The sequence below is a fragment of the Pseudomonas sichuanensis genome (genome assembly GCF_003231305.1).
Taxonomy (GTDB): Bacteria; Pseudomonadota; Gammaproteobacteria; order Pseudomonadales; family Pseudomonadaceae; genus Aquipseudomonas; species Aquipseudomonas sichuanensis.
On record NZ_QKVM01000006.1, the window covers coordinates 18,128 to 34,080 of the forward strand.

At 65.0% G+C, this 15,953-nt stretch carries 16 protein-coding genes; 10 read left to right on the forward strand and 6 right to left on the reverse strand.

From position 1 onward, the window contains the following. Nucleotides 1-141: 141 nt before the first annotated feature. Entirely contained in the window at nt 142-834 is a 693-nt protein-coding gene (locus DM373_RS04730; protein ID WP_110992472.1) for a GntR family transcriptional regulator, read from the reverse strand. Nucleotides 835-1,243: 409 nt separating this feature from the next. On the opposite strand from DM373_RS04730, the gene DM373_RS04735 reads away from it, so the two are divergent. The 5 genes from DM373_RS04735 to DM373_RS04755 all read left to right on the forward strand — a co-directional run bounded on the left by DM373_RS04735 (nt 1,244) and on the right by DM373_RS04755 (nt 7,354). Then, nucleotides 1,244-1,969, forward strand: coding sequence for a GntR family transcriptional regulator (locus DM373_RS04735; protein ID WP_110992473.1), 726 nt, complete (start codon nt 1,244-1,246; stop codon nt 1,967-1,969). An 89-nt stretch (nt 1,970-2,058) separates the two neighbouring features. After that, nucleotides 2,059-3,378 carry an NAD(P)/FAD-dependent oxidoreductase gene (locus tag DM373_RS04740; protein WP_110992474.1) on the forward strand — a complete coding sequence of 440 codons (1,320 nt, stop codon included), beginning with the start codon at nt 2,059-2,061 and terminating at the stop codon, nt 3,376-3,378. A 186-nt stretch (nt 3,379-3,564) separates the two neighbouring features. Next, nucleotides 3,565-4,893, forward strand: a complete 1,329-nt coding sequence (locus DM373_RS04745) for an MFS transporter (RefSeq protein WP_110992475.1) — start codon at nt 3,565-3,567, stop codon at nt 4,891-4,893. Nucleotides 4,894-4,959: 66 nt separating this feature from the next. After that, a complete protein-coding gene (locus DM373_RS04750; RefSeq protein WP_110992476.1) occupies nt 4,960-5,862 on the forward strand; it encodes a dihydrodipicolinate synthase family protein in 903 nt (300 codons plus the stop codon). A gap of 1 nt (nt 5,863) precedes the next feature. After that, nucleotides 5,864-7,354, forward strand: coding sequence for an aldehyde dehydrogenase (locus tag DM373_RS04755; RefSeq protein ID WP_110992477.1), 1,491 nt, complete (start codon nt 5,864-5,866; stop codon nt 7,352-7,354). Nucleotides 7,355-7,523: 169 nt separating this feature from the next. On the opposite strand, the gene DM373_RS04760 is transcribed toward DM373_RS04755, so the two are convergent. Both DM373_RS04760 and DM373_RS04765 read right to left on the reverse strand, forming a co-directional pair. Continuing rightward, nucleotides 7,524-7,994 (reverse strand): RNA methyltransferase, encoded by a 471-nt coding sequence (locus DM373_RS04760; protein ID WP_046856681.1) that lies wholly within the window; start codon nt 7,992-7,994, stop codon nt 7,524-7,526. A 71-nt stretch (nt 7,995-8,065) separates the two neighbouring features. Then, nucleotides 8,066-8,431, reverse strand: a complete 366-nt coding sequence (locus DM373_RS04765) for a YajD family HNH nuclease (protein WP_110992478.1) — start codon at nt 8,429-8,431, stop codon at nt 8,066-8,068. 132 nt (nt 8,432-8,563) lie between these two features. Here DM373_RS04765 and DM373_RS04770 point away from each other — a divergent pair, with 132 nt between their 5' ends. After that, a complete protein-coding gene (locus DM373_RS04770; RefSeq protein ID WP_110992479.1) occupies nt 8,564-8,842 on the forward strand; it encodes a hypothetical protein in 279 nt (92 codons plus the stop codon). Here DM373_RS04770 and DM373_RS04775 read toward each other — a convergent pair. Then, nucleotides 8,839-9,312 (reverse strand): cyclic nucleotide-binding domain-containing protein, encoded by a 474-nt coding sequence (locus DM373_RS04775; protein ID WP_110992480.1) that lies wholly within the window; start codon nt 9,310-9,312, stop codon nt 8,839-8,841. The two genes, DM373_RS04770 and DM373_RS04775, sit on opposite strands and share 4 nt — an antisense overlap. A gap of 159 nt (nt 9,313-9,471) precedes the next feature. Then, nucleotides 9,472-11,526, reverse strand: coding sequence for a S9 family peptidase (locus tag DM373_RS04780; protein ID WP_425272562.1), 2,055 nt, complete (start codon nt 11,524-11,526; stop codon nt 9,472-9,474). A 166-nt stretch (nt 11,527-11,692) separates the two neighbouring features. Here DM373_RS04780 and DM373_RS04785 point away from each other — a divergent pair, with 166 nt between their 5' ends. Genes DM373_RS04785 through DM373_RS04795 form a run of 3 tightly spaced genes read left to right on the forward strand, consistent with a single transcriptional unit; the run spans nt 11,693 to nt 13,523 of the window. Continuing rightward, the gene (locus tag DM373_RS04785) at nt 11,693-12,202 is read left to right on the forward strand and encodes an MFS transporter (protein WP_110992482.1); all 510 of its coding nucleotides are present in this window, start codon (nt 11,693-11,695) and stop codon (nt 12,200-12,202) included. 16 nt (nt 12,203-12,218) lie between these two features. Then, nucleotides 12,219-12,992: a class II glutamine amidotransferase gene (locus tag DM373_RS04790; RefSeq protein ID WP_110992483.1), complete on the forward strand. Its 774-nt coding sequence runs from the start codon at nt 12,219-12,221 to the stop codon at nt 12,990-12,992. Nucleotides 12,993-13,001: 9 nt separating this feature from the next. Then, complete coding sequence (locus DM373_RS04795; RefSeq protein WP_110992484.1) at nt 13,002-13,523, forward strand: DUF2937 family protein; 522 nt, start codon at nt 13,002-13,004, stop codon at nt 13,521-13,523. Between the two features lie 100 nt (nt 13,524-13,623). On the opposite strand, the gene DM373_RS04800 is transcribed toward DM373_RS04795, so the two are convergent. Continuing rightward, entirely contained in the window at nt 13,624-14,535 is a 912-nt protein-coding gene (locus tag DM373_RS04800; RefSeq protein WP_110992485.1) for a LysR family transcriptional regulator, read from the reverse strand. A 128-nt stretch (nt 14,536-14,663) separates the two neighbouring features. Between DM373_RS04800 and DM373_RS04805 the strand changes: the two genes are divergently transcribed. After that, nucleotides 14,664-15,950 carry an MFS transporter gene (locus DM373_RS04805; RefSeq protein WP_110992486.1) on the forward strand — a complete coding sequence of 429 codons (1,287 nt, stop codon included), beginning with the start codon at nt 14,664-14,666 and terminating at the stop codon, nt 15,948-15,950. Nucleotides 15,951-15,953: the final 3 nt, after the last annotated feature.

The window sequence follows — 15,953 nt, forward strand, 5'->3', positions numbered from 1 at the left end:
GAGGTGTCGTATGGGCTTTGGGGGCCCTTTTGTGTTGTTGTCGTTGTTGAATTTCACCTGCGCGGGTCCGCCGCCGGGCCGAAGCCCGCCAGGGGTGCGTACTACCAAGTCCGTTGTTCACCGGGCACCGCCCGGGGGCGCTCAGGGGCCGCCGATGCCGCTGGCCAGGTCGTCGACCAGCCCTTGCGGGGCGATGTACAGCTGCATGTTGCAGCGCGACAGCTCCCAGTGTTCGAACACCAGGTCGACCACCGCGCCTTCGTCATGCCGGTCGAAGGCCTCGATGAAACTGTCGTGGTGCTCCACGGCCAGGGCCAGGTGGCGCTCCATCTCGCTGTTGCGCGGGCGGAAGAAGGTGTGGCCGATGCGTGCGTGGTCGATCAGCAGGCGACCGAGGCTGGGTTCCAGGTAAGGGTTGCCCGACATCTGGCCCATGATTTCGTGGAAGCGGTTGTTGGCCACCACCATGCTGCGGGCGTCGTGCTCGGCACTGGCGCGGCGGAAGCGCTCCTGGGTGGCGCGCAGGTCGCGCAGCTGGCCCGGCTTGTAGTTGTGCACCGCCAGGCGGCCGATGGCGGCGTAGACCATGGGCGCGACCAGGAAGAAGTTGCGCAGGGTCGAGTGGTTCATCGGCGCCACCCGGGCGCCACGGTTTTCCTGGATGTCGAGGTAGCCTTCGCCGGCCAGGCGGCGGAACACCTCGCGGACCGGGGTTCGCGACAGGCCGTAGCGCTCGCTCAGGCCCAGTTCGTCGAGCACCTGGTCGGGGTCCAGCTCCATGGTCAGGATCTGGTTTTTCAGATCCTCGTACAGATCGTTCTTGCCGCTTCTCATGAAGGCCCCCGCTGCGCTGACACCCGGAGTGATGGCTGTTTTGCAGCAGACTCGCACGGGATCGGAGGGCGGTCAATCGCATTGTATTCTTTCTGTATACTTAAAAAATTCAGCAAGAATACTCAGCGACCCAAGCGTTTCATGGGCTTGCGTGTGGGAGGGCGGGTGATCACCGGGCGCAAAATCGTCGTTGCTGGGCATGATTTTGTCGTCGATGGATAAGCGCTTGCCTTCAGGCCCGTTCCAGCGCGGGTAAACAGCGGATGTGGTCAAATACCCACAGCGCGCAACGGGTGTTTTCGACACTCCAACCGCTCATCGAAAAAAGCTGTAGACACATTGTCTAACGCTACCCTATAGTAATTATACAAATTGTAGACACAGACCTATGACAAGCAAAAAGGCCTCCATGAAAGCCAACGTCGATGTCCAACCCACCACGGGCGATGCGCCGCTCGACCGCAAGGGTGTCCTCGCCGACGCCCTGCGTCGCCGTATCCTCAGCATGGAGTTGGCGCCGGGCGCGGTGGTCGATGAACTGGCGATGTGCGAAGAGTTCGGCCTGTCGCGGCCACCGGTGCGCGAACTGCTGCGCCAGATCGCGGCCGAGGGCTACATCGAGCTGGAGGCCAACCGCGCCCCCCGTGTGGCGGCAATGAACCACGACTCGCTGCACAGCTTCTTCCTGGCCGCGCCGCTGATCTACATCGCCACCACGCAGCTGGCCGCCACCCATGCCACCGCGCAGGAGATCGAGGGGTTGAAAGCGATCCAGGCCCAGTTCCGCCAGGCCATCGAAACCCAGGACGTGGAAAACCGCGTGCTCTACAACGATGCCTTCCACCTGGAAATCGGCAAGATGGCGCACAACGACTACCTGATGCCCAGCCTGCGCCGGTTGCTGATCGACCATACCCGCCTGGGCAAGATCTTCTACCGCCACCCGACCACCGATGACATGCAGCGCGACCTCGAGCTGGCCTGCACGCAACACGATCAGATGATCGAGGCGATCGAACGCCGCGATCCAGAAACCGCCGGGCAGCTGGTGCGCGAGCACTTCGAGCTGTCCCGTCGCCGCATGGCCGAATACGCGGCGCCCCAGGGAATGGAAGTGGCACTGGCCTTGACGTGAAACTCACCGCCACCCCACCACCCGGCAGGAGGCCGGGAGGGGCGGGCGTGATGAGGAACAGAAGCTAAAAACAACATCTGGTTCCTGACATGACAATGATCACCTCGTTGCCCGCCGACGACAGTACGTGCGGTTGGTATCACCTGAGCAAAGGCCGGCGCATCAAAGCGCCGCACAGCGGCCACAGCACGGCGCGCTGGGTTGTGGTCGGCGCCGGTTTCACCGGCCTTGCCGCGGCACGCCAGCTGGCGCTGAACTTCCCCGACGAGCAGATCGTGCTGCTGGAGGCTCAGGAGGTTGGCTTCGGCTCGTCCGGGCGTAACGCCGGGTTCGCCATCGACCTGCCCCATGACATCGGCGCCGACGACTACATCGGCGACATCGGCGTGGCCCGCACGACGCTCAAGCTCAACCTCAGTGGTCAGTCGTTTCTCAAGGAACTGGTGGAGCGCTACCAGATCGATTGCCAGATGAAGCACTGCGGCAAGTACCAGGCAGCCGTCGAGCCCCGCGGCATCGCCGTGCTCGAGGCCTACCGCCGTGGCCTGGACAAGCTCGACCAGCCGTACCAGATGATCGAGGCCAGCGAACTGCCCGAGCACATCGGCACCCACTTCTATCGCAAGGCCCTGTTCACCCCGGGCACCTCGCTGATCCAGCCGTCGGCATTGGTCAAGGGCCTGGCCGACAACCTGCCGGCCAACGTCACCCTGTACGAGCGCACGCCGATCACCGAGGTCGAGTACGGCAACAAGACCGTCCTGCGGCACGTCAACGGCTCGATCACCACCGACAAGCTGGTACTGACCACCAACGCCTTCGGCATGAGTTTCGGCTTCCTCAAGGGCCGCATGCTGCCGGTGTTCACCTATGCCAGCCTGACCCGGCCGATGACGGTCGAAGAACAGGCGCGCCTGGGCGGCAAGCCCTACTGGGGCGTGATCCCCGCCGACCCGTTCGGCACCACGGTGCGGCGCACCCCGGACAACCGCCTGCTGATCCGCAACAGTTTCAGTTTCAACCCCGACGGCCGGGCCAACGGCAAGTACCTGGAGCGCTTCGCCCTGCGCCATCGCGATTCGTTCGAGCGGCGTTTCCCGATGCTGTCCGGCATGCCGTTCGAATACACCTGGGGGGGCGCACTGGCAATGTCGCGCAATCACATGGGTTACTTCGGCGAGCTGGCGCCCAATGTATACGGCGCCCTGTGCTGCAACGGCCTGGGCGTGACCCGCGGCACGGCCACCGGCAAGTTGCTGGCCGACTGGCTGGCGGGTGAAGAGAACGAGCTGATCGACTTTGTCCGCAATGCCCCAGGCCCTTGCGCCAACCCGCCGGCGGCCTTGGTGTCGCTGGGCCTGAACCTCAACCTGAAGTGGGGCCAGTACCGGGCCGGGCAAGAAAGTTGAATTGAATTAAAGCGTTGTAACTGACGGTTTATTTGCTGGGCCATCGCTGCCCGGCCTGCGGTTTCTATTGCGTGCTGTTTTCCCCCCGAAGTGCAACTTCGGGTTCACGGTGCTGAAGTTTATTTCAGCGGCGCGGGTTCGCTCGGGCGGAATTCAGGGTGCGTTTGATGGTGGCAGGAGAAAATAATGACAACTAACAATGTATCTATCGAAGATGTACCGCTTAATCGCTTTCACCAATTGCTCACCTTGCGTTCGGGCGGCGGCTCGTTCGTCGACGGTTACGTACTGAGCATCATTGGCGTGGCCATGGTGCAGATGGCCGCTGGCCTTGCCCTGAGCAGTTTCTGGCAAGGCATGATCGCCGCCTCGGCGTTGATCGGGATCTTCTTCGGCGGTTTCCTCGGTGGTTGGTTGACCGACCGCTTCGGCCGCAAGCGCGTGTTCTTCGTGGGGCCGGTGCTGTTCATCCTGGCCTCGGTCAGCCAGTACTGGGTCGAGTCCGGGCTGGTGCTGTTCCTGCTGCGCTTCGCGGTGGGCATTGCGGTGGGTATCGAGTACCCGGTGGCCACTTCGCTGCTGGTGGAGTTCTTGCCCAAGAAGAACCGCGGCCCGCGCCTGGCTACCTTGACCATCCTCTGGTTTGCCGGCGCCGCCGCTGCCTACATCCTCGGCGACCTGTTGCTGCGCCATGGCGGCGATGGTGCCTGGCGCCTGGTGCTGGCCAGCCCGGCGCTGATCGGTGCCGTGCTGTTCCTGATCCGCCTGGGCACCCCCGAGTCGCCGCGCTGGCTGCTCAGCAAGGGCCGCGCCAGTGAAGCCGATGCGGTGATCAAGGGCGTCTACGGCAGTGCTTTCTCGCTGCGCAACCTGCCCGAGGAACCGGAGCAGAAGAAGCTGTCGTTCCTCAGCCTGCTGCACTCGGGCTATGGCAAACGCATGATGTTCGTCGCCGTGTTCTGGTCCTGCTCGGTGATCCCGGTGTTCGCCGTGTACGCCTTCGCCCCCAAGGTGCTGGGCGCGCTCAACCTCAAGGGTGACTGGGCCTCGTTCGGCTCGGTGGCGATCACCTTGCTGTTCGTGGTCGGCTGCATCATCGCCACGCGCCTGATCAACAGCATGGGCCGGCGCAACATGCTGATCCACAGCTTCTTCTGGTCGGGCCTGGCCCTGCTGGGGCTGGGGGTGTTCCACGCTGGGTCCGAGCTGCTGATCCTCGGCCTGTTCGGCGCCTACGCCTTGTTCATCGGCGGTGCCCAGGTGCTGCAGCTGGTCTACCCGAACGAACTGTTCCCCACCGAAATCCGCGCCAACGCCGTGGGCGTCGGTACCTCGCTGTCGCGCGTCGGCGCGGCGGTCGGCACCTGGCTGGTGCCCATGGTGCTGGATAGCCACGGCATCGCCTTCACCATGTATGCCGCGGCCGCCGTCACCCTGATCGGGTTGGTGGTGTCGTACGCCCTGGCCCCGGAAACCCGCTCGCTGAACCTGCAGCAGGCAGCGTCGCTGGCTTGATTCGTCACACCGCGCCGGGTGTGACCGGCGCGGCCTGAAACCTTGCGTTCACTGGAGAACCTCATCGTGAAATTCGAAGGCATCTACACCCCGGCAATCACCCCCCTGGCCGCCGACGGCTCGATCGACAAGGCAGCCTTTGCCGATGTTCTGGAATACCTGGTCGAGTCGAAGATCCACGGCGTGATCATCGGCGGCTCCACCGGCGAGTATTACGCCCACACCACCCAGGAGCGCGTCGAACTGGCCGCCCAGGCCAAGGACGTGCTCAATGGCCGCCTGCCGCTGATCGTCGGTACCGGTGGTATCCGCACCGAAGACGCGGTGGCCTTCGCCAGCCACGCCAAAGAGATCAAGGCCGATGCGCTGCTGGTCGGCACCCCGCCGTATGCGCTGCCGACCCAGCAGGAAATCGCCCTGCACGTGAAAGCGGTCGACGCCGCCGCCGGCCTGCCGATCATGCTCTACAACTATCCGGGCCGCATGAGCGTGAGCATGGGCGAGGAATTCTTCGACGCCGTGGCCGACGTGAAGAACATCGTCGCCATCAAGGAAAGCTCCGGCGACATGGGCCAGCTGCACCGCCTGGCCATCCAGCGCCCGAACATCCAGCTGTCGTGCGGCTGGGACGACCAGGCCCTGGAGTTCTTCGCCTGGGGCGCGAAAAGCTGGGTCTGCGCAGGCTCCAACTTCATCCCGCGTGAGCACGTGGCCCTGTACGAGGCCTGTGTGATCGAGAAGAACTTCGACAAGGGCCGCAAGATCATGGCTGCCATGATGCCGCTGATGGACTTCCTCGAAGGTGGCAAGTTCGTCCAGGCGATCAAGCACGGCGTCGCCCTCAACGGCCTGAAGACCGGCGGCGTGCGCAAGCCGCTGTACGACCTGGACGCTGCCGAGAAGCAAGAGCTGGCGCGGGTGGTCACCGAGCTCAAGCGCACCATCGCCCAGATTACCGGAGGTGCCTGAAATGGCTGACTTGCTGAGCAAGGATCAATACGCGGCCATCGCCGCCGACCTGCAACTGCGCACCAAGGCGTTCATCGACGGTGAGTTCCGCGATGCCATCTCGGGCCGCACCTTCGTCACCACCAACCCGGCCACCGGCAAGCAGTTGGTCGAAGTCGCCGCCTGCGATGTCAACGACGTCGACGTGGCTGTCGCGGCAGCCAAGCGCGTGTTCGAAGCGGGCACCTGGTCGAAGATGCAGCCGAACGACCGCAAGCACGTGCTGCAGAAGTTCGCCCAGCTGCTCGAAGACAACGCCCACGAGCTGGCGGTGCTGGAAGCGCTGGACAGCGGCAAGCCGGTCAGCGAGTGCCAGACCGTCGACGTGCCGGAGACCATCCACACCATCCGCTGGCACGCCGAGTTGATCGACAAGATCTACGACGCCACCGCCCCGACCGGCAACGCTGCCGTGACCATGGTGGTGCGCGAAGCCATCGGCGTGGTCGGCCTGGTGCTGCCGTGGAACTTCCCACTGCTGATGCTGGCCTGGAAGATCGCCCCGTCGCTGGCCGCCGGTTGCTCGATCGTGGTCAAGCCGGCCAAGGAAACCACCCTCAGCGCCCTGCGCGTGGCAGAGCTGGCCCATGAAGCCGGTATCCCGGCCGGTGTGTTCAACCTGGTGCCTGGCGGTGGCCGTGAAGTGGGCGAGGCCATTGGCCGCCACATGGACATCCCGATGGTGAGCTTCACCGGCTCTACCGACACCGGCCGTCTGTTCCTCAAGTACGCCGCCGAGTCCAACCTCAAGCGCATCGTCCTGGAGCTGGGTGGCAAGAACCCGGCCGTGGTCATGAACGATTGCGAAGATCTGGACGAAGTGGCGCAGTTCGTCACCGCCGGCGCGTTCTGGAACATGGGCGAGAACTGCTCGGCCTCTTCGCGCCTGATCGTCCACAAGGACGTCAAGGACGAGCTGCTGAGCCTGATCGGCAAGCACCTGAAGGACTGGAAACTGGGTGATCCGCTGGATCCGGAAAACCGTCTGGGCGCGATGGTCAGCAAAGCGCATTTCGAGAAGGTCAAGTCGTACCTGGAATACGCCGCCGAGCAGAAACTCAACGTCGTCCAGGGTGGCGAGACCGAGCAGGGCGTGTTCGTGCAGCCGACCATCGTCGATGGCGTGGCGCGTGACAACAAACTGTTCGTCGAGGAGATCTTTGGCCCGGTGCTGAGCGTGACCAGCTTCGAGACGATCGATGAAGCCATCGAGCTGGCCAACGACACGGTCTACGGCCTGGCCGCCTCGGCCTATACCGGCAGCCTGCGCAATGCGCTGCGCCTGTCGCGTGAAATCCGCGCGGGTGTAGTGACCGTGAACTGCTTCGGTGAAGGTGACGTCACCACGCCGTTCGGGGGCTACAAAGAGTCCGGATTTGGCGGGCGCGACAAGTCGATCTGGGCGCATGATCAGTACACGGAGCTGAAGACCATCTGGATCAACGCTTCGTAAGGCGAGCAACACCGGTGCTGTTCTGACGGAGTTCGGCACCGCTGCTGGCCCTGGGTTTCCGGGGCCGGCCCCTTCGCGGGTAAACCCGCTCCCACAGGTACTGTGTTGTCCACGAAAACAGCGCTGCGTCTGTGGGAGCGGGCTTGCCCCGCGATAGGGTCAGACCTGCCTACTTGAACTTCGGCCCCGACCGGGTATTCAAGCCCTTGGCCATGCGGTCATACAGCACCACATTCACCGTCGCCGCCAGGTTCATGCAGCCCTGGGTCGGTATATAGATGGTCTCCTCGCACCACCCCCGCACATCCTCGCTCAGCGAGCCATCCTCAGGCCCGAAGATGTAGATCGCCCGATCCGGGTGGGTGTACTCCGGCAGCGGCCTTGCACCGTCCACCAGCTCCACCGCCACGGGCGTGCAACCCAGCGGGATGATGCGCTGCAGGTCGTCGATGCCGATCAGCGGAATGTCGTAGTGCACGCGCTTGGTGTCGGTGACGAAGTCGCGGGCGCGCTCGTAGCGCTTGCCGGTGTAGAACACCGAATTGACCCCGTAACAGCCTGCCGCACGCATCACCGAACCGACGTTCTCGGCGGATTTGGGGTTGAACAGGCCGATGCAGCTGTACCGTTTGTTCGCCACGAGTCGGGCCCTTCGCAAAAAAGAGCGCGATTATACGGGGTCGCCGACGCGGTGGGGACGGGAATCGACGTTCAGTCTTTTTTCAGCAGGCTGGCCAGCCCGGCGAACGGGTTATGGGTGGCCACGGCGGTTTTCGGCGAGCTCAGCGAGCCTTCGCTGAAATACTGCTGGTCGGTGTAGCGCGAGTGCTCGTTGTCGTGGCAGTACAGGCACAGCAGTTCCCAGTTCGAGCCGTCCTGGGGGTTGTTGTCGTGGTTGTGGTCACGGTGGTGCACGGTCAGCTCCGACAGGCGCTTGCCGGAAAACTCGCGGGTGCAGCGGCCGCATACGTGGGGGTACATCTTCAGCGCCTTGTCGCGGTAGCCCATTTCCTTGTCGCGCTTGGCGTCGGCGAGGATGCGGTCGAGGCGGGCGGTGGCAGCGGAGGTGGAGCTCATGGTGTTACCTTTTTTCTGATCAGGCGAATGACGGTTATAGCGTCGAGTCTAGCGCGCCTGTGGCGTCAGCGGACAGGCAAAAACGCAAGGATGGGCCTAGCCTGTAGCAAGGTTCCCGACAGGAGGTGGCAGATGTTGCATGCGATCCTCGCCGCGCTGCTGAGCGCTGTCACCCCCATGGCCGATGCCGCCGGCCAGCAGGCCGGCGCCCTCACGCCCGCGCCCGGTGCGCCCGGCACGGCGACACCGACGCCGTATCCGCAGATCACCCCGAGCACGCCGCCCAAGGCCGGCGCCAACCGCCCCGGCGCACCGCTGTTACCGCCCATGCCGGTGCCTGGGCCGCCGAAGGATCAGCCATTGCCCGGGTTGAACCAGGACCCGCCGAAAGCGCCGGGCAAAAACGACTAGACCTGGCGGGCCAGGCTTTGCCCGTCCTGCATGCGCAAGCGCCTGGACAACGCCACCGCCAGGGCGCGGATGATGCGTGCGGCGATGCCCGGCGCGTCCATCAGCATTTTTTCCAGTGAGTCCTTGCCCAAGGTAAGCAATTGGCAATCGCTGGCCGCGACACAGGTGGCCGAGCGCCGTTCACCGTCGAGCACGGCCATCTCGCCGAAGGCACGGCCCTTGCGCAGGGTGGCGATCTCCACCAGGGCGCCCGTGACGTCGGTCTTGCGCACCGAGACCATGCCGCGGTGCAGGATGCACATGAACGTGCCGGCATCGCCTTCGCTGAAAATGGTCTGGCCTTCGCTGATCGTGGTGAGGCTGAAATAGCCGGCGGCGGCGAGGTAGTCGCCGGGTTGCAGGGTGTCGAACTGGCCGCAGTCCATGAGCATGTCGCGGATTTCGGCGTTGAGGTGGGATTGGTCGGGCATGTGTTGTTCTTCTTCGAATGTCTTGATCCCTGTGGGAGCGGGTTTACCCGCGAATGCTGCAGTGGCTTCACTGACGTTTTCGCGGGTGAACCCGCTCCCACAAGGGCCGTTTCACCTTCATGTCGGGTGACCGAACCCTATGACAACCAAAAACGCGTTTTACACCACGCCCAGCTCATTGAAGACGAACGCATATTCCAGCGCCACGTCGCGCAGCCCCTGGTAGCGGCCGCTCATGCCGCCGTGGCCAGCGCCCATTTCGGTCTTGAGCAGCAGCAGGTTGCTGTCGGTTTTCAGCGTGCGCAGGCGCGCCACCCACTTGGCCGCTTCCCAGTACTGCACGCGGCTGTCGTTGTAGCCGGCGATCACCAGCATGGCCGGGTAGGCCTGCGCCTTGACGTTCTCGTACGGGGCGTAGCCCTTGATTCGCGCGTACACCTCGGGCTCTTCGGGGTTGCCCCATTCGTCGTACTCGGTGACGGTCAGCGGCAGCTCCGGGTCGAGCATGGTGTTGAGCACGTCGACGAACGGCACTTCGGCGATGGCACAGCGGAAAAGCTCCGGGCGCAGGTTGAGCACCGCGCCCATCAGCAGCCCGCCAGCGCTGCCGCCACTGATGGCCAGGCGCTCGCGGGCGGTGATGCCCTCGCTGATCAGGTGTTCGGCGCAGGCGATGAAGTCGTCGAAGCTGTTGTGCTTGTGTTCCTGCTTGCCGGCCCGGTACCAGGCCTCGCCCAGCTCGCCGCCGCCGCGCACATGGGCGATGGCGAAGGCCACGCCGCGCTCCAGCAGGCTCAGGCGGGCATGGGAGAACCAGGGGTCGAGGCTTTCGCCGTAGGCGCCGTAGCCGTACAGGTACAGCGGGACGGTCTTGTCCAGGTCGGCGCGGCGGCGCACCAGGCTGATCGGCACGCGGGTGCCGTCCTTGGCGACTGCCCACAGGCGTTGGCTGACATAGTCGTCGGCATCGAAAACCCCCAGCACCGGGGTCTGCTTGAGCACGGCCTGCTCGCCCGTGGCCAGCTCCAGCTGGCGCACCTGGGCCGGGCGATTGAGGGCCTCGTAGCGCAGGCGGATGCGCGTGCTGGCGAACTCCAGGCTGTCCTGCACGTACAGGCTGTAGGCAGCGTCCGGCAACTGTACGCGGTAGGCCGGCAAGCCTTGCGGGCGCACCTCGATGATCGGCAGGCCACCTTCGCGCAGGCTCAGGCTCAGGGCCGAAGCGTTGAGGCTTACGCCTTCGAGCATGATGTCGTCGCGGTGTGCTACCAGCAGCTGCCAGTCGGCGCGGGTCGGTACCTGGTCGGCCGGGGCGTGGTACAGGGCGAAGTTGATGCCGTCCTGGTTGCTGCGGATGAACCAGCGCCACTGGCCGTCGAGCTGGCCGTGGTCGGGGAAGTATTCGTGGCCTTCGCCCCGTGGCGCCAGGCAGGTGAACGCGGCCTGCGGCGTGGCGGCGTCCAGTACCCAGGCCTCGCTGGTGGTCTTGCTGTTGAGCAGCAGCACCAGCTGGCGCTCGGAGCTGGCGCGGTAGCAGTGCAGGAAGAAGCGCCCGTCGGGCTCTTCGAACACGCTCAAAGCATCGGCCTCGCCGAGGGTGTGGCGGCGCAGGCGCCAGGGGCGGTGGGTGTCGTCCAGTTCGGCGAAGAACAGCGTCTGGCTGTCGTTGGCCCAGGTCATGCTGCCGTCGCAATCGTCGAAGGGCAGGGTGGTCAACGCGCCGTTGGCCAGGTCCTTGACGTACAGGGTGTAGATCTCGTCGCCGCTGGTGTCGAGGCTGTAGGCCAGCAGGCGGTGGTCGGGGCTGATGTTGAATGCGCCGAGGGCCAGGAAGCCGCCATTGGCCAGGGCATTGGGGTCGAGCAGCAGTTCTTCGCGGCTTTCATCCACCGTGTTGCTGTCATCCGCAGGGCGCGGGCAGCGGTAGTGGCGCGGGTATTCGTCGCCGGCGGTGGTGCGGGTGTAGTACAGGTAGGGGCCCCAGGGCGAGGGCAGCGACAGGTCGGTCTCGAGGATACGGCCCTTGATCTCTTCGAACAGCTGTTCGCGCAAGCTGGCCTGGTCGGCCAGGCAGGCCTCCTGATAAGCGTTTTCCGCGTTCAGGTAGGCCAGTACTTCGGGGGTGTCGCGGTCTTGCAGCCAGGCGTAGGGGTCGGTGCCTTCGGTTTTATGGGCAATGGGGGTGGTAAGGGTGACGGGCATGGGCGATCTCATCGAGTGATGGTTCCTCATCGCGGGGCAAGCCCGCTCCCACGCCAAATCAGGTCCTGCGTGGGAGCGGGCTTGCCCCGCGATGAGGCCGCAGCAGGTCCGCGGGGGGCGCCTGCGCCGGTAAAAGTGTTTATCATAGGCGTCTCTTTGCCTGGCATGCACGAACACCATGACCGAACACGACTATCTGTTGGCCTGGGGCCTCTACGCCGTCGCCGCCCTGGGTTGCCTGCTGGTGGCCTGCAAGCTCACCGGCTGGATGTGGCGCTGGCTGCGCGAGCCGCTGCGGGTGATCGTCGCCGTGCTGCTGTTCAGCCCGACCGTCGTCGACCCGGTCAAGGACAGCTTCGCCCCGGCTATTGCCATCACCGCGCTGGACCTGGCCTTCAAGGTCGGCAACAACGCCTGGCGCGCCGCCTCGGACCTGGCCATGTACGGCATGATCGCCTTCGCCCTGTACCTGGTCTTCGTGCTGATCCGCTGGCCGCTGGAAAAACGCGCCGGCGAGCGCCGTGCCCAGCGTGAGGCCGCGGCCCAGCGCCAGGCCAAGGAAGATGACGAAGCGCAGGCCCTGGCCCCGGTGGCCGCCGACCGCAACGACCGTTACCGCGATGACCCGGCACCTGCTCCCGTGCGCCGTTCCGGCCCGGGCCAGGGCCGCGTAGAACCCCGTCTGTAAGCCAGGAGCCGCGAACATGTGCGAACTGCTGGGCATGAGTGCCAATGTCCCCACCGACATCGTCTTCAGTTTCACCGGCCTGATGCAGCGCGGTGGCCGTACCGGCCCGCACCGCGACGGCTGGGGCATCGGTTTCTATGAAGGGCGTGGCCTGCGCCTGTTCCAGGACCCGGCGGCGAGCAGCGAGTCGGAGGTGGCCAACCTGGTGCAGCGCTACCCGATCAAGAGCGAAGTGGTCATCGGCCATATTCGCCAGGCCAACGTCGGCCGGGTGTGCCTGTCCAACACCCATCCGTTCGTGCGCGAGCTGTGGGGCCGCAACTGGTGCTTCGCGCACAATGGCCAGTTGGGCGAGTTCAGCGGCCAACGCACCTTCTATCGCCCGATCGGCGACACCGACAGCGAAGCGGCCTTCTGCGACCTGCTCAATCGCGTGCGCGAGGCGTTCCCCGAGCCGGTCGAGGTCGAGCAGCTAGTGCCGGTGCTGGTCGAGGCCTGCGCCGAATACCGTGGCAAGGGCGTGTTCAACTGCCTGCTCAGCGACGGCGACTGGCTGTTCTGTTTCTGCTCCACCAAGCTGGTGCACATCACCCGCCGCGCTCCTTTCGGCGCTGCACGCTTGAAGGATGTCGACCTGATCGTCGATTTCCACACGCAAACCACCCCCAACGACGTGGTCACGGTGATCGCCACTGAAGCCCTGACCGAGAACGAGACCTGGAACCGCTACGAGCCGGGCCAATGGGCCCTGTGGCGCCACGGTGAGTGCGTCGCCCACGGCCAGAGCTAAGGACGCTCCATGTTCAGAAGTTACCTGCGCTTGCTGTTGTTCACCTTCGGCCTGTTGGCCGGTATCCAGGTACCCGGGCTGGTCAAGGATTACAGCCAGCGGGTCGAGGCGCACCTGCTGGAATCGCGCCAGGCGCTCGACGGCTTCCGCCAGACCGCCCAGCGCTTCTTCAACGGTGACCTGCAGGCGCTGGTGCAGCATTACCGCAGCAGCGACGACCCGGTGTTCAACAGCGATGCCAACAGCATCGAAAGCCTGCTGATCCGCAACCAACTGCTGGAGCACGAGTGGCAGGCGCTGCAAGGCTCGTGGGTGAGCCGCACCTGGCATGTGCTGGTGCAGCCGGAACCGGCGCTGCGGGAAGAGACGCTCAAGGGCTACAGCTACCAGATCCTGCTGGTGCCCGAGGCGATCGGCTGGGGGATTGGCGCCGGGTTCGTGCTGGCGTTGGTGGTCGAGAGCCTGTTGCTGCTGGTCGGCTGGGTGATCCTGGGTGGGCGGCGCAAGGTGGTCAAAGAGAGCTGGCGCTAGTCCTTGCCGGCCCTATCGCGGGGCAAGCCCGCTCCCACGAAGTGCTAAAGGTCGAGGTGGGTACCCACGTGGGAGCGGGCTTGCCCCGCGATTGGGCCCTTCAGACCAACACGATCCGCTGCCCCCCCACATCCCGCGCATAGCGCTCCAGCACCTGCCGGCAAACCCCCACCACCTCGTCCACCAGCGCCACCCCGGTCTGCCAGGCCGCCACCAGTTCCAGGCTCGGCGGTGGCTGCAACCCCTCCAACAGCACCAGTTCACCCCGGCTCAACTCGCTGTCCACCAGCGCCGGCGGCAGCGCGCCGATGCCAAAGCCATCGCGCAGCAGGCGGGTGATCGCCGCCACCGAGTTCACGCAGTTCAATCGCGGCGCTTCGGCCCCGGCACCCTGCAACAGGCTGAGCACCTCCTGGTGAGGCCGTGAATTCTTCGAGAAGGTGACGATGCGCTCGCGGCCTAGTTCAGCCAGCGACCCATAGTCACGGTGGTGGATGGAGCCGGCGGCAACGATCCAGCCCATGGGATAACGCGCCAGGTCCAGGCTGCGGATCGACGGCTCGCGCAGCAGGTCGGTCTGCAGGATCACGTCGAGAAAGCCCTTGTGCAGCTGTTCGCGCAGGTTCAGCGCGGTGTCAGCCACCAGTTCGATCTCCACCTGCGGATAGCGCTCGGTCAGCTCCGCCACCAGCGCGCTCATCCAGGTGTGGATCACCGTGTCCATCACCCCCAGGCGAATCCGCCCGGTCTTGGCCCGGTCGCTGTCCAGCGACTGCTTCATGGCCTTGGCGGTGTCTAGCATGCGCTCGGCGTATTCGAGCACCTTGCTGCCCTCGGGCGTCAGGCTGACCCCGCGCGAGTCGCGCAACAGCAGTTTCACCCCAAGGTCGGCCTCCAGCGCGGCGATGCGGCTGGACACCGAGGCCTGGGTGGTGAACAGCTTCTCGGCGGTGAGGCGGAAGCTCTTGAGCCGGGCGACCCAGACGAAGGTTTCGAGGAAACGAAGGTTCATGATCAGTTTTTCTTGTTCCAGACCGGCGGATTTTCTCGTTGGACGCTTGAGGCGCTGGCTCTGAACATGGCAGCCAGGCCGCGACCTCGACGTCGCCCGTAAAACAATACCAACAAGCCGAGGCATACATGAACCCGACCGGCGTGCAGCAGCAGGCCCCCGCCCGATCCTCGAGCGGCCCCTTCGCCTGGTACCGCGACATCGATTCCCAGCAACGACGCACCTTCTGGAGCTGCAAGATCGGCTATGGCCTGGACGGCATGGATACCCAGATGCTCAGTTTCGTCGTGCCCACCCTGATCATGCTCTGGGGCATCAGCACCACCGAGGCCGGGTTGATCCATACCAGCACGCTGATCGCCTCGGCCCTGGGTGGCTGGATCGCCGGCATCCTTTCCGACCGCATCGGCCGGGTACGCACCCTGCAACTGACGGTGCTGTGGTTCGCCTTCTTCACCTTCCTCTGCGGCTTCGCCCAGAACTACGAGCAACTGCTGATCGCCCGCACCCTGATGGGCTTCGGCTTCGGCGGCGAATGGACCGCCGGCGCGGTGCTGATCGGCGAGGTGATCCGCGCCCAGGACCGTGGCAAGGCGGTGGGCATGGTGCAGTCGGGCTGGGCCATCGGCTGGGGCCTGACCGCCATTCTCTATGCGCTGCTGTTCTCCTGGCTGCCACCTGAACAGGCCTGGCGCGCGCTGTTCCTGCTCGGCCTGCTGCCGGCGTTGTTCGTGATCTTCGTGCGCCGCCTGGTCAAGGACCCGGAGGTCTATCGCCAGGCCAAGGCCGCTGAAAGCGCTGCCGAGCCCGCGCATTTCTACGAGATCTTCGCCCCCGGCATGCTCTGGATTACCGTGCGCGCCTCGCTGCTGACCACCGGTGCGCTGGGCGGTTACTACGCCATCACCTCGTGGCTGCCGACTTTCCTCAAGAACGAGCGCGGCCTGAGCGTGCTCGGCACCGGCGGCTACCTGGCGACGGTGATCGTCGGCTCCTACATTGGCTACGTGGTCAGCGCGTACCTGTCCGACCTGCTGGGGCGCAAGAAGAACTTCATCCTGTTCGCCGTGGGTTCGTTCGTCATCGTGCTGCTCTACACCCAGCTGCCGGTCAGCGATGGCGTGATGCTGTGGCTGGGCTTGCCGCTGGGCTTCTTCGCCTCGGGCATCTTCAGCGGCATGGGCGCGTTTCTCACCGAACTGTTCCCCACCCGTATCCGTGGCTCGGGGCAGGGCTTCTGCTACAACATCGGCAAGGTCTTCGCGGCGTTGTTCCCGCTGCTGATCGGCCTGCTCAGCCAGAAAGTACCCCTGGGGTTGGGCATTGGCGCCTTCGCCGCGGTGTCCTACGGCGTGGTGATCCTGGCGGCGCTGAGCCTGCCGGAAACCCGCGGCAAACAACTGCTGGCACGCTAAGGT